The sequence below is a fragment of the Pseudomonas sp. AC136 genome (assembly GCF_979258585.1).
In genome coordinates this window covers 3,580,766-3,592,471 of record NZ_OZ409865.1, presented here as the reverse complement: position 1 = coordinate 3,592,471, position 11,706 = coordinate 3,580,766, and the positions used below count along the sequence as shown (strand labels likewise).

The window sequence follows — 11,706 nt, the reverse complement described above, 5'->3', positions numbered from 1 at the left end:
TCGTCCTCACCTCTAGCACCGTCATCCCCGCGAAGGCGGGGATCCAGAATTGCCGTCTGATCGACGATTCTGGATTTCGAATCGTCGGACCGCCGCGTGCGCGGGAATGACGGAGTAAAGGTTAAGGCTTTTAACCTTCCAGCAACTCGCCAGCCTGCTCGAGGATGTTCGCCACGGTAAAGCCGAAGTGCTCGAACAAGGCCGGCGCCGGGGCCGACTCGCCGAAGCTGGTCATGCCGATTACGCGACCTTCCAGACCGACATACTTGTACCAGTAGTCCGCGTGGGCGGCTTCGATGGCGATACGCGCGCCCACTTGCAGCGGCAACACGGCCTGCTTGTAGCCGGCGTCTTGGGCGTCGAACACGCTGGTGCACGGCATGGACACTACGCGCACCTTGCGGCCTTGCTCGGTGAGCTTGTCGTAAGCCTGAACGGCCAGGGCCACTTCCGAACCGGTGGCGATCAGAATCAGCTCAGGCTCGCCCGCGCAGTCTTTCAGCACATAACCACCGCGTTCGGCGTTAGCCAGTTGCTCGGCGTCGCGATTTTGGTGCGGCAGGTTCTGGCGCGAGAAAATCAGCGCGCTCGGGCCGTCTTTACGTTCAACGGCGTGCTTCCAGGCGATGGCCGATTCCACCGCGTCGGCTGGGCGCCAGGTGTCGAGGTTCGGCGTGGTGCGCAGGCTGGTGAGCTGCTCGATTGGCTGGTGCGTCGGGCCGTCTTCACCCAGACCGATGGAGTCGTGGGTGAACACATACAGCACGCGCTTTTTCATCAGCGCCGACATGCGCACAGCGTTGCGAGCGTATTCCATGAAGATCAGGAAGGTGGCGCCGTACGGCACGAAGCCGCCGTGCAGGGCCACGCCATTCATGATGGCGCTCATGCCGAACTCGCGTACGCCGTAGAACATGTAGTTGCCGGCGGCGTCTTCAGCGCTCACGCCTTTGCAACCTTTCCACAGCGTGAGATTGGAGCCGGCGAGGTCAGCCGAACCGCCGAGGAATTCCGGCAGCAGCGGACCAAATGCATTCAGGGCGTTCTGGCTGGCTTTGCGGCTGGCGATGGTTTCGCCTTTGCTCGCCACTTCATTGATATAGGCAACGGCCTTGTCGGCGAAGTCGGCAGGCAAGTCGCCGGCCAGGCGGCGTTTCAGCTCGCTTGCCAGTTCAGGGTGAGCGGCAGCGTAGGCGTCGAAACGGCTGTTCCACTCGGCTTCGGCGGCAGCGCCTGCAGCTTTGGCGTCCCACTCGGCATAGATGTCGGCGGGAACTTCGAAGGCGCCGTGGTTCCAGCCGAGCGCGGCACGGGTCAGGGCGATTTCGTCAGCGCCCAGCGGAGCACCGTGGCAGTCTTCCTTACCTTGCTTGTTCGGCGAGCCGAAGCCGATCACGGTTTTGCAGCAGATCAGCGTCGGCTGCGCGCTCTTGCGCGCGGTGTCGATGGCGATCTTGATTTCTTCGGCGTCGTGGCCGTCCACATTGCGGATCACTTGCCAGCCGTAGGCCTCGAAACGCTTCGGCGTGTCGTCGGTAAACCAGCCTTCCACTTCACCGTCGATGGAGATGCCGTTGTCGTCGTAGAAGGCGATCAGCTTGCCCAGGCCCAAGGTGCCGGCCAGCGAACTCACTTCGTGAGAAATGCCTTCCATCATGCAACCGTCACCCAGGAACACGTAGGTGTGGTGGTCGACGATGTTGTGGCCAGGACGGTTGAACTGCGCGCCCAGCACTTTCTCCGCCAGGGCAAAACCCACGGCGTTGGCCAGGCCTTGGCCCAGTGGGCCGGTGGTGGTTTCTACGCCAGGGGTGTAGCCGTATTCCGGGTGGCCCGGGGTGCGGCTATGCAGTTGGCGGAAGTTTTTCAGGTCGTCGATGGACAGGTCGTAACCGGTCAGGTGCAGCAACGAATAGATGAGCATCGAGCCGTGGCCGTTGGACAGAATAAAACGGTCACGGTCGGCGAATTCGGGGTTGCTCGGGTTGTGCTTGAGGTAGTCGCGCCACAGCACTTCGGCGATATCCGCCATACCCATCGGTGCACCGGGGTGGCCGCTGTTGGCTTTCTGCACGGCATCCATGCTGAGGGCACGAATGGCATTGGCACGCTCACGACGGCTGGGCATCGCTAATCTCCTGGGTAGGGCTGTTCACAAAAAGGCGGCCATTTTCGCCCAGGCCGGTAGTGCGGGGCAATCACAGATGGTCGAAGCGGGCAGCTTTTGTCCCCTCGATGACCCTCGGCGCGCAATATCAAAACTTTTTGATATTGGTGTTGCTGGATAAAAAATGACCGACTAGACTGCGCACCCTATGAATATGCGCGTCCCCCAACTGCGTTTCGAACCTGCCGATGAGCTGGCCGCCCTGTGCAAGGCCGGTGGTGATCCGCTGCGGTTGAACGTGTTGCGCGCGCTGAGCAACGACTCGTTTGGCGTGCTGGAACTGGCGCAGATTTTCGCCACCGGCCAATCCGGCATGAGCCACCATTTAAAGGTGCTGGCCCAGGCCGGGCTGGTGGCCACGCGACGCGAAGGCAACGCCATTTTCTACCGCCGCGCCCTGGCCCCGGCCGAACGCCTGGGCGGTTTGCTACACAGCGCGTTGCTCGATGAAGTCGACAGCCTGGAATTGCCAGCCGACGTACAAACCCGCATCGCCGCCGTGCACGGCCAACGCGCCGCCGCCAGCCAGGACTTTTTCAGCCGCATGGCCGAGAACTTCCAGGCCCAGCAAGACCTGATCGCCGGCCTGCCGCAATACCGCGACAGCGTGCTCGCGCTGCTCGATGCGTTGGGCTTCAACCGCGAAGCCACGGCATTGGAAGTCGGCCCTGGCGACGGTGGTTTTCTGCCCGAGCTGGCCAAGCGTTTCGCCCGTGTTACGGCGCTGGACAACAGCCCCGCCATGCTTGAATTGGCCCGCGTACGCTGTGAGCAAGACGGCCTGAACAACGTTGAATTGCAACTGGCCGATGCCTTAAATGAAGAAAGCGCGCGGCTGACCGCCGACTGCGTGGTGCTGAACATGGTGCTGCACCACCTGGCCGCACCGGCCGACGCGCTGAAACAACTGGCGCAGCGGGTAAAGCCCGGCGGCAGCTTGTTGATTACCGAGTTGTGCCGCCACAACCAGAGCTGGGCCCGCGAGGCCTGTGGCGATCTCTGGCTTGGCTTCGAACAGGACGACCTGGCCCACTGGGCCCAAGCCGCAGGGCTTGAACCCGGTGAAAGCCTCTACATTGGTTTACGCAATGGTTTCCAGATTCAGGTGCGCCATTTTCAGCGCGCCCCTGGTAGCCCGGACCCATCAGCAGCCACAACGCTGCCGAACACTTGATAAACAGGAACCCGTCGAGATGAGCGAATACTCTCTTTTCACCTCTGAGTCCGTGTCTGAAGGACATCCAGACAAAATCGCCGACCAGATTTCCGATGCCGTCCTCGACGCCATCATCGCCCAGGACAAACACGCTCGCGTGGCGTGCGAAACCCTGGTGAAAACCGGCGTTGCCATCATCGCTGGCGAAGTGACCACCAACGCCTGGGTCGATCTGGAAGAAATCGTCCGTAACGTCATCACCGACATCGGCTACACCAGCTCGGACGTCGGCTTCGACGGCGCCACTTGCGGCGTGATGAACATCATCGGCAAGCAGTCCCCCGACATTAACCAGGGCGTTGACCGCAGCAAGCCGGAAGACCAGGGCGCCGGCGACCAGGGCCTGATGTTCGGCTACGCCAGCAACGACACCGACGTGCTGATGCCAGCGCCAATCTGCTACGCCCACCGTCTGGTTGAGCGTCAGGCTGAAGCGCGTAAATCCGGCCTGCTGCCTTGGCTGCGCCCGGACGCCAAATCGCAAGTGACCTTCCGCTACGAAAACGGCAAGCCCGTCGCCGTGGATGCCGTGGTTCTGTCCACCCAGCACAACCCGGAAGTCAGCTACAAAGACCTGCGCGAAGGCGTGATGGAACTGATCGTCAAGCACGTACTGCCGGCTGAATGGCTGCACAAAGACACCCAGTTCCACATCAACCCGACCGGCAACTTCGTGATCGGCGGCCCAGTGGGCGACTGCGGTCTGACCGGCCGCAAAATCATCGTCGACTCCTACGGCGGCATGGCCCGTCACGGCGGCGGCGCGTTCTCCGGTAAAGACCCATCCAAGGTAGACCGCTCGGCCGCTTACGCCGGTCGTTACGTGGCCAAAAACATCGTCGCTGCCGGCCTGGCCGAGCGCTGCGAAATTCAGGTGTCCTACGCCATCGGCGTAGCGCAGCCAACGTCGGTTTCGATCAACACCTTCGGCACCAACAAGGTCAGTGAAGAGAAGATCATCCAACTGGTGCGCGACACGTTCGACCTGCGTCCATACGCCATCACCAAAATGCTCGACCTGCTGCACCCGATGTACCGTCCAACTGCGGCCTATGGCCACTTCGGTCGTACGCCGGAAGAACTGACTGTCGGTGATGACACCTTCACCACGTTCACCTGGGAAAAAACCGACAAGGCCGAACAACTGCGCGCTAACGCCGGTTTGTGAGTGCTTCGGTGAAATGAAAAAGCCCCGCCTTGTGCGGGGCTTTTTTTGTGGTCGATGAAATGGATGTCGAGCCTGCCTTAAGCAACACCGTCATTCCGGAGAAGGTGACGGAGGTCGATCCCAAAACCACCGTCATTCCCGCGCAGGCGACGGAGGTCTATCCCAAAAACCCCGTCATTCCCGCGCAGGCGGCGGTTCGACGACTCGAAATCCAGGCTTCCGGACCGAAGTGGAATAGTCGGTGGTCCCAAGTCCTTTGCCCGCCGAAAAATTCTGGATCCCCGCCTTCGCGAGGATGACGGAGGTTTTTCTCAACATCATCGTCACTTCTGCGAAGGTGGCGGAGATCTATCCCAAAACCACCGTCATTCCCGCGCAGGCGGGAATCCAGAATTTCGGACCGTAGTGGAATAGTCGGCGGTGCCAAGTCCTTTGCCCGCCGAAAAATTCTGGATCCCCGCTTTCGCGAGGATGACGGAGGTTTCTCTCAACATCATCGTCACTCCCCCGCAAGCGGCAAAGACAGTGGCTTTTCCAGCCATAACCTACAACCCCGCCAGCCCGCTCTCCTTGGCACAATTTTCCCAATCCGTAACCTGCCGACTGCCCTCATCCGAACAGGACGTTCGCTATGTTGCGACGGATTGCCTTACTACTCTGCTCAACCCTTCCCCTGCTGTGTTCCGCTGCGCCCTGCCCGCCGTGGGCGCCTGAGCGCGCCGCCCTAGAACTCAACGCCCTTAGCGACCAGATTGGCCAATGGAACGAGGATTACCGCCAGGGCCGCGTCACGGTTGCCGATGAGCTTTACGACCAAACACTCCTGCGACTTCAGGATTGGCGAACCTGCTTCTCAGCCATTCAGGTGGCCGAACCGGCGACCACGCCGACTCAAGGGGGACCGCTTGAGCATCCGGTCGCCCATACCGGGCTCAACAAACTGCCCAACGCGCAGGCGGTTGGCGAATGGTTGAAGCACCGCAGCGATATTTGGGTGCAGCCCAAGGTCGACGGCGTGGCGGTCACCCTGATCTATGCCGATGGGCAGCTGCAGCGCGTTATCAGCCGCGGCGACGGGCTCAACGGCCAGGACTGGACCGACCACGCGCAACACATTCCCGCCATCCCACCCCGCTTGAATGCCAGCGAAGCGCAGACGCTGGTTCAAGGCGAGCTGTATTTGCAGGCCGCTGGCCATGTGCAAGCTAAGCGCGGCGGCATGGGTGCGAGGGCGACGGTGGCGGGGCTGCTCAATCGCAAACAGCTGTCGGATACAGACGGTCAGCGCATCGGCTTGTTCGTGTGGGAGCTGCCAAACGGCCCATTGGATATGCCGTCCCGGCTAGACCGCCTGATTGACCTGGGCTTTACCGATACCGTGAAGCTGACCCACCCGGCCCATTCCCTCGCCGATATAGAGCAGTGGCGCCAGCACTGGTACCAAAGCCCGCTGCCGTTTGCCAGCGATGGCATCGTCATCCGCCAGGGAACCCGGCCCGCCGGCAAGCGCTGGCGAAGCGTGCCGCCGGCAAGCGCGGTGGCGTGGAAATACCCCTACGCCCAGGCGTTGGCCGAAGTGCGGCGGGTGGAGTTCAAAGTCGGCCGCACCGGCCGCGTCACCCCCGTGTTGCACCTGGAACCGGTGCAGTTGGACGACCGCACCATCCGTCGCGTGAGCGTCGGCTCCCTACGGCGCTGGAGCCGCCTGGATATTCGCCCCGGCGATCAGGTGGCCATCGCCTTGGCCGGCCTGACCATTCCGCGCCTTGAAGGTGTGACCTGGCATACGCAAACCCGTGAAGAACTCGCCCCACCTGAGGCGAGTCGCTATCACCTGCTGAGTTGCTGGACGCCGGAACCAGACTGCGCCAGCCAGTTTCGCGCCCGACTGGAGTGGCTGAGCAGCAAAAAAGGCCTGGCGATGGCAGGGGTTGGCCCGGGCACTTGGGAAAAATTAATGAACGCCAACCGCGTTAGCGGGCTGCTCGATTGGTTGGACTTAAGCGAAGCAGAACTGGCGGGCCTGCCAGGCTTGGGTAAACGCAGCGCCAGCAACCTGTATGGCAGCTTCCAAAGCGCATTACAGCAGCCGCTGCCCACTTGGTTGAAAGCGCTGGGGATGCCGCCGACGGGCGAGGCGAGTATGGCTGACACCTGGGACGAGCTCGCGCAGCGTAGCGAACGGGATTGGCTCGACCAGCCCGGCATTGGCAAAACGCGCGCACAGCAACTGACGGCTTTTTTCCGCGATCCGCAGGTGCATGCGTTTCGGGAAAAATTGCAGGCAGCGGGTGTGGGTGGCTTCTGATGACCCGAGCCCACCATCCCAACAGACCGGTTTCTATCGGATAGACTTCTGGCCATCGCGACCTCGGGCAAGCGTCCGGTCGCCGACCTTATTCACTGCCAACGGAGCGTTGCAATGTTGTCTTTACATGCCTTACGTCACCTTGTCACAGCGGCCGCGCTTGGCCTTTTCGCCGCCTCGGCTGTGGCTGCCGAAAGCACTAAAACCCTGACCGGTTGCGCCGCCAAGCGCGACGAAATCCAGCAGCAAATTGAACACGCCAAAGCCGCCGGCAACAGTGCGCAGCAGGCGGGTTTGGAAACGGCATTGAGCCAGGTTAAAAACAACTGCACCGATGAGCAGTTGGAGAAATCACGCGAGCAAAAAGTGTTGGACGCTCAGCATGAGGTGAAACGCCGCGAAAGCGATCTGCAAAAGGCCATGGCCAAAGGCGACCCAGAGAAGATCGATTCCCGCAAAAACAAACTGGCCGAAGCCCGCAAAGAACTCGACGAAGCCAAGAAGCAATTGGAGCGCTGATCAGTGATTGCGGAACGCCTTGTGACAGGTTTCACAGGCGTCTTCCACGGCCTGCACGGGCGCGTCGAGTTTCTTCGCGTCCAGTGCCGGATCCCGGCTGGCGACGACGAGGGCTGCCGTCGCGGCTTCCAGATTTTTCGCTAGCTCCTGAAAGCGCGCCTGGTTTTCCCAAACTTCGGGCTTGGCGCTGCTTTTGTCGGTTTCCTGCACCTGCGGGAAATACTGCCAAGGCTGCTTGGACAACTCGTCGAGCTTTACCGCGCCGGCAGCGAATTTCTCGCTGTCGAACTGCACCCTGCCGCGCAACATGCCGCCCAGGTCTTCACCTGTTTTGAGCATCTGTTTGAAGATGGCCTGACGCTTGCCCTGTGGCGAGTTAGGGTCAACGCCACCGCAAGCGGCAAGTGCCAGGCAGGCAAAAATAATGAGAGTGGCTTTTTTCGAAATCATGGCGAGGCTACTTTTGGCTATTCAACGGCGGCCGCCAGTATCCTCGCCTTGCTCCCGATTACCAACCTTCGACGTCAGACGCTGACGAAGAAAAAGCTCGCGATCAGCGCCATACCAACGCCCCATATCAGCGAGCGAATCGGCGCCCAGTCGGCCAGGTAGCAGATGATGTACAGGATGCGGCTGACGATAAACCAGATCGCCAACAAGTCGATGGTGGTCTGTGCGGCATGGCCGATTTGATGCGCGATGATCACCGCAGCAGCGAATGCCGGCGTCACTTCAAAGCCATTGAGCTGGGCGTTGTTCGCGCGCTTGGCCGGCCCATTCATGGTCGCCTGCAGCGCCCGCGGGTCGTGGTTGTGCTTGGGTGTGAAGCCACCGCCCAAGCCTTTGGCCAGGCCTGTGCAGAGGTAGGGAAGAAACAGCGCAATCAGCACGCACCAGTAAGCAACGGTCATAGCAACTCCTCGGTTTTTTTGTTCCGAGCAGCTTGCCTTGATGCGCGCGCCGAATCCATGACCAGCCGGGCGCTGGCCAATGGCATATCAGTCAATCGCTCGGCTTAGGCCGAACCGCCCTCTTCCTTGAACTGGTCACGGATATAGGTGATCTCGGTTTTGCCATGGGGCGCCGGGTTGCCGTCGGCATCGACATTGACGAACACCATCTTGTCGATGGTCAGGATGCTTTTGCGGGTGATCTTGTTGCGCACCTCGGCGCGCATGGTCAGCGACGTGCGGCCGAAAGCGGTGGCCGTGATGCCCAGCTCGATGATGTCGCTCTGGCGCGCCGACGACACGAAGTTGATTTCCGAAATCAGCTTGGTCACCACGTGTTGGCTACCCAGCTGGATGATCGCGTAGATCGCCGCTTCCTCGTCGATCCACTTCAGCAAGCTGCCGCCGAACAAGGTGCCGTTGGGGTTGAGGTCTTCGGGCTTCACCCATTTGCGTGTGTGGAAGTTCATACCTGCTCCTCGTGTTAGAACGCCCGCAGCATGGCAGAAGCGATGCGAGGCTGTCGCAACAACGCTGTTAATAGTGGCTATAGCCCATTGCGACAGAAAGCCTTGGGCAAGCTCGCCAGCGCAGCTATAATCCCCCAGCTTCAAAGTGGCCCCCTGGATTGTGGGTCGCTCCCGCCACCTGTTCGAGGGGCGCTGCAGCAGGTTCTTCCGTCGCGAAGTGGCCTGTCAGGCTCGAGCAGGGCGTAGAGAACAGCCATTCGCTGGCTGTTAAAACGCATCAACGGCGCCCATTCGCACACCACGAATGGAGTTACAGCATGAGCGCTGCTTTTACCGACTATAAAGTCGCCGATATTTCCCTGGCCGCTTGGGGCCGTCGCGAAACCATCATCGCCGAATCCGAAATGCCAGCCCTGATGGGCCTGCGCCACAAGTACGCCGGCGAGCAGCCGCTGAAAGGCGCGAAGATCATCGGCTGCATCCACATGACCATTCAGACTGCCGTGCTGATCGAAACCCTGGTTGCCCTGGGTGCCGAAGTACGCTGGTCGTCCTGCAACATTTTCTCCACCCAAGACCAAGCCGCTGCTGCCATCGCTGCTGCCGGCATTCCGGTGTTCGCCTGGAAAGGTGAAACCGAGCAAGAGTACGAGTGGTGCATCGAGCAAACCATCCTCAAAGATGGCCAGCCGTGGGACGCCAACATGATTCTCGACGACGGCGGCGACCTGACCGAAATCATCCACAAGAAATACCCGGCCATGCTCGACAAGATTCACGGCGTGACCGAAGAAACCACCACCGGCGTACACCGTCTGCTGGACATGCTGGCCAAGGGCGAGCTGAAAATCCCGGCCATCAACGTCAACGACTCGGTGACCAAGAGCAAGAACGACAACAAGTACGGCTGCCGTCACAGCCTGAACGACGCCATCAAGCGCGGCACCGACCACCTGTTGTCCGGCAAGCAAGCGCTGGTCATCGGCTACGGCGACGTGGGCAAAGGCTCGGCTCAGTCGCTGCGTCAGGAAGGCATGATCGTCAAGGTCACCGAAGTGGACCCGATCTGCGCCATGCAAGCCTGCATGGACGGCTTTGAAGTGGTTTCGCCGTTTATCGATGGCAACAACGACGGCACCGCCGCCAGCATCGACAAACAACTGCTGGGCAAAATCGACTTGATCGTGACCACTACCGGTAACGTCAACGTCTGCGACAGCAACATGCTCACCGCCCTGAAAAAACGCGCAGTGGTCTGCAACATCGGTCACTTCGACAACGAGATCGACACCGCTTTCATGCGCAAAAACTGGGCATGGGAAGAAGTGAAGCCACAGGTGCACAAGGTTCACCGCACCGGCGCTGGCAGCTTCGATCCGCACAACGATGACTACCTGATTCTGCTCGCCGAAGGCCGCCTGGTTAACCTGGGCAACGCCACCGGCCACCCGAGCCGCATCATGGACGGTTCGTTCGCCAACCAGGTTCTGGCGCAAATCTTCCTGTTCGGCCAGAAGTACGCCGACCTGTCGCCGGCTGAAAAAGCTGAGCGCCTGACTGTGGAAGTGCTGCCGAAGAAACTCGACGAAGAAGTGGCCCTGGAAATGGTCAAGGGTTTCGGCGGCGTTGTGACCAAGCTGACCAAAACGCAAGCCGACTACATCGGCGTGCCGCAGGAAGGCCCGTTCAAGCCACACGCCTACCGCTACTGATGTGCCCGGCGCCCGCACCCGCGGGCGCTTTGCCGCGAAGTACAGGCTCGCGCTTTCCGATTGGAAGCCGGGCCTGTCGACCATTCGCCAGCGTTTCCGAGAGCACTTTTAAATGAGCAAAGAACGTCGCTACAGCTTCGAGTTCTTCCCGACCAAGACCGACGCTGGGCATGAAAAACTGTTAGCCACTGCCCGCGTGCTGGCTGGCTACAACCCCGATTTCTTCTCCTGCACCTACGGTGCCGGTGGTTCGACCCGCGACCGCACGATCAACACCGTGCTGCAACTGGACAGCGACGTGAAGGTGCCGACCGCACCGCACCTGTCCTGCGTGGGCGACAGCAAGGCCGAACTGCGCGCCCTGCTCAAGCAATACCAGGATGCGGGCATCAAACGCATCGTCGCCCTGCGCGGCGACCTGCCATCGGGCATGGGTATGGCCAGCGGCGAGCTGCGCCACGCCAACGACCTGGTCAGCTTTATCCGTGAAGAGACCGGCAGCCACTTCCACATCGAAGTCGCCGCCTACCCGGAAATGCACCCGCAAGCGCGCAACTTCGAAGACGACATCGCCAACTTCGTGCGCAAGGCCAAAGCCGGCGCCGACAGCGCGATCACTCAGTACTTCTTCAACGCCGACAGCTACTTTTACTTCGTCGAGCGCGTGCGCAAGATGGGCGTCACCATTCCGATCGTGCCGGGCATCATGCCGATCACCAACTACAGCAAACTCGCGCGTTTCTCCGACGCCTGCGGCGCTGAAATTCCACGCTGGATTCGCAAACAGCTGGAGGCTTACGCCGACGACATCGAGAGCATTCAGGCGTACGGCGAGCAGGTCATCACAGAAATGTGCGACCGCCTGCTGCAAGGTGGCGCACCGGGCTTGCACTTCTACACCCTGAACCAGGCAGAACCGAGCCTGGCCGTGTGGAACAACCTCAAACTGCCGCGCTAAGCAAAAGTTTGCAGCGCTTCAAATGAACAAAGCGCGGAATTGAAGTGTCAATTCCGCGCGGCTGAAACACGAAGCACACGAATTAAGAGCGCTTCTGGACTAAGGCCAGGCAAGGCGGAGTGAAATCAAAAAGCGCAGCGTACTCAAGTACGTGAGCATTTTTTATTTCGCTCCAACGCAGCATGGCCGACGGCCAGGAGTGCGCAGCCGTACACTGATGTATATACTCCGGGCTCCC

The 11,706-nt window shown here is 60.6% G+C and carries 10 protein-coding genes and 1 riboswitch; of the genes, 6 read left to right on the top strand and 4 right to left on the bottom strand.

The features are described from left to right. Window positions 1-130: 130 nt before the first annotated feature. Complete coding sequence (gene tkt, locus ACZZZU_RS15905) at window positions 131-2,128, bottom strand: transketolase (RefSeq protein ID WP_463551152.1); 1,998 nt, start codon at window positions 2,126-2,128, stop codon at window positions 131-133. Between the two features lie 187 nt (window positions 2,129-2,315). Between tkt and ACZZZU_RS15900 the strand changes: the two genes are divergently transcribed. From ACZZZU_RS15900 to ACZZZU_RS15885, 4 genes are all read left to right on the top strand, one after another. Beyond that, window positions 2,316-3,341 carry an ArsR/SmtB family transcription factor gene (locus ACZZZU_RS15900; RefSeq protein WP_463551151.1) on the top strand — a complete coding sequence of 342 codons (1,026 nt, stop codon included), beginning with the start codon at window positions 2,316-2,318 and terminating at the stop codon, window positions 3,339-3,341. Window positions 3,342-3,360: 19 nt separating this feature from the next. Beyond that, on the top strand, window positions 3,361-4,551 hold the full coding sequence (gene metK, locus ACZZZU_RS15895; protein WP_122497613.1) for a methionine adenosyltransferase: 1,191 nt from the start codon (window positions 3,361-3,363) through the stop codon (window positions 4,549-4,551). A gap of 631 nt (window positions 4,552-5,182) precedes the next feature. After that, window positions 5,183-6,859, top strand: a complete 1,677-nt coding sequence (gene ligB / locus ACZZZU_RS15890) for an NAD-dependent DNA ligase LigB (protein WP_463551150.1) — start codon at window positions 5,183-5,185, stop codon at window positions 6,857-6,859. A 114-nt stretch (window positions 6,860-6,973) separates the two neighbouring features. Continuing rightward, complete coding sequence (locus ACZZZU_RS15885; protein WP_463384479.1) at window positions 6,974-7,378, top strand: DUF1090 domain-containing protein; 405 nt, start codon at window positions 6,974-6,976, stop codon at window positions 7,376-7,378. On the opposite strand, the gene ACZZZU_RS15880 is transcribed toward ACZZZU_RS15885, so the two are convergent. The 3 genes from ACZZZU_RS15880 to ACZZZU_RS15870 all read right to left on the bottom strand — a co-directional run bounded on the left by ACZZZU_RS15880 (window position 7,379) and on the right by ACZZZU_RS15870 (window position 8,798). Further along, window positions 7,379-7,828 (bottom strand): c-type cytochrome, encoded by a 450-nt coding sequence (locus tag ACZZZU_RS15880; protein WP_463551149.1) that lies wholly within the window; start codon window positions 7,826-7,828, stop codon window positions 7,379-7,381. It lies immediately after the preceding gene. 74 nt (window positions 7,829-7,902) lie between these two features. Beyond that, entirely contained in the window at window positions 7,903-8,289 is a 387-nt protein-coding gene (locus tag ACZZZU_RS15875) for an MAPEG family protein (RefSeq protein ID WP_463384478.1), read from the bottom strand. A gap of 104 nt (window positions 8,290-8,393) precedes the next feature. Beyond that, window positions 8,394-8,798, bottom strand: a complete 405-nt coding sequence (locus ACZZZU_RS15870) for a hotdog domain-containing protein (RefSeq protein WP_122497623.1) — start codon at window positions 8,796-8,798, stop codon at window positions 8,394-8,396. A 178-nt stretch (window positions 8,799-8,976) separates the two neighbouring features. Next, window positions 8,977-9,094: riboswitch (S-adenosyl-L-homocysteine riboswitch) on the top strand. Window positions 9,095-9,115: 21 nt separating this feature from the next. Between ACZZZU_RS15870 and ahcY the strand changes: the two genes are divergently transcribed. Further along, window positions 9,116-10,510 (top strand): adenosylhomocysteinase, encoded by a 1,395-nt coding sequence (ahcY, locus tag ACZZZU_RS15865; RefSeq protein ID WP_463551148.1) that lies wholly within the window; start codon window positions 9,116-9,118, stop codon window positions 10,508-10,510. A 112-nt stretch (window positions 10,511-10,622) separates the two neighbouring features. Further along, window positions 10,623-11,468, top strand: coding sequence for a methylenetetrahydrofolate reductase [NAD(P)H] (metF, locus tag ACZZZU_RS15860; protein WP_463384477.1), 846 nt, complete (start codon window positions 10,623-10,625; stop codon window positions 11,466-11,468). Window positions 11,469-11,706: the final 238 nt, after the last annotated feature.

Bases quoted from the DNA above. Each gene is read 5' to 3' on its own strand.
- tkt (WP_463551152.1), bottom strand. From the start codon at position 2,128: ATGCCCAGCCGTCGTGAGCGTGCCAATGCCATTCGTGCCCTCAGCATG.
- ACZZZU_RS15900 (WP_463551151.1), top strand. From the start codon at position 2,316: ATGAATATGCGCGTCCCCCAACTGCGTTTCGAACCTGCCGATGAGCTG.
- metK (WP_122497613.1), top strand. From the start codon at position 3,361: ATGAGCGAATACTCTCTTTTCACCTCTGAGTCCGTGTCTGAAGGACAT.
- ligB (WP_463551150.1), top strand. From the start codon at position 5,183: ATGTTGCGACGGATTGCCTTACTACTCTGCTCAACCCTTCCCCTGCTG.
- ACZZZU_RS15885 (WP_463384479.1), top strand. From the start codon at position 6,974: ATGTTGTCTTTACATGCCTTACGTCACCTTGTCACAGCGGCCGCGCTT.
- ACZZZU_RS15880 (WP_463551149.1), bottom strand. From the start codon at position 7,828: ATGATTTCGAAAAAAGCCACTCTCATTATTTTTGCCTGCCTGGCACTT.
- ACZZZU_RS15875 (WP_463384478.1), bottom strand. From the start codon at position 8,289: ATGACCGTTGCTTACTGGTGCGTGCTGATTGCGCTGTTTCTTCCCTAC.
- ACZZZU_RS15870 (WP_122497623.1), bottom strand. From the start codon at position 8,798: ATGAACTTCCACACACGCAAATGGGTGAAGCCCGAAGACCTCAACCCC.
- ahcY (WP_463551148.1), top strand. From the start codon at position 9,116: ATGAGCGCTGCTTTTACCGACTATAAAGTCGCCGATATTTCCCTGGCC.
- metF (WP_463384477.1), top strand. From the start codon at position 10,623: ATGAGCAAAGAACGTCGCTACAGCTTCGAGTTCTTCCCGACCAAGACC.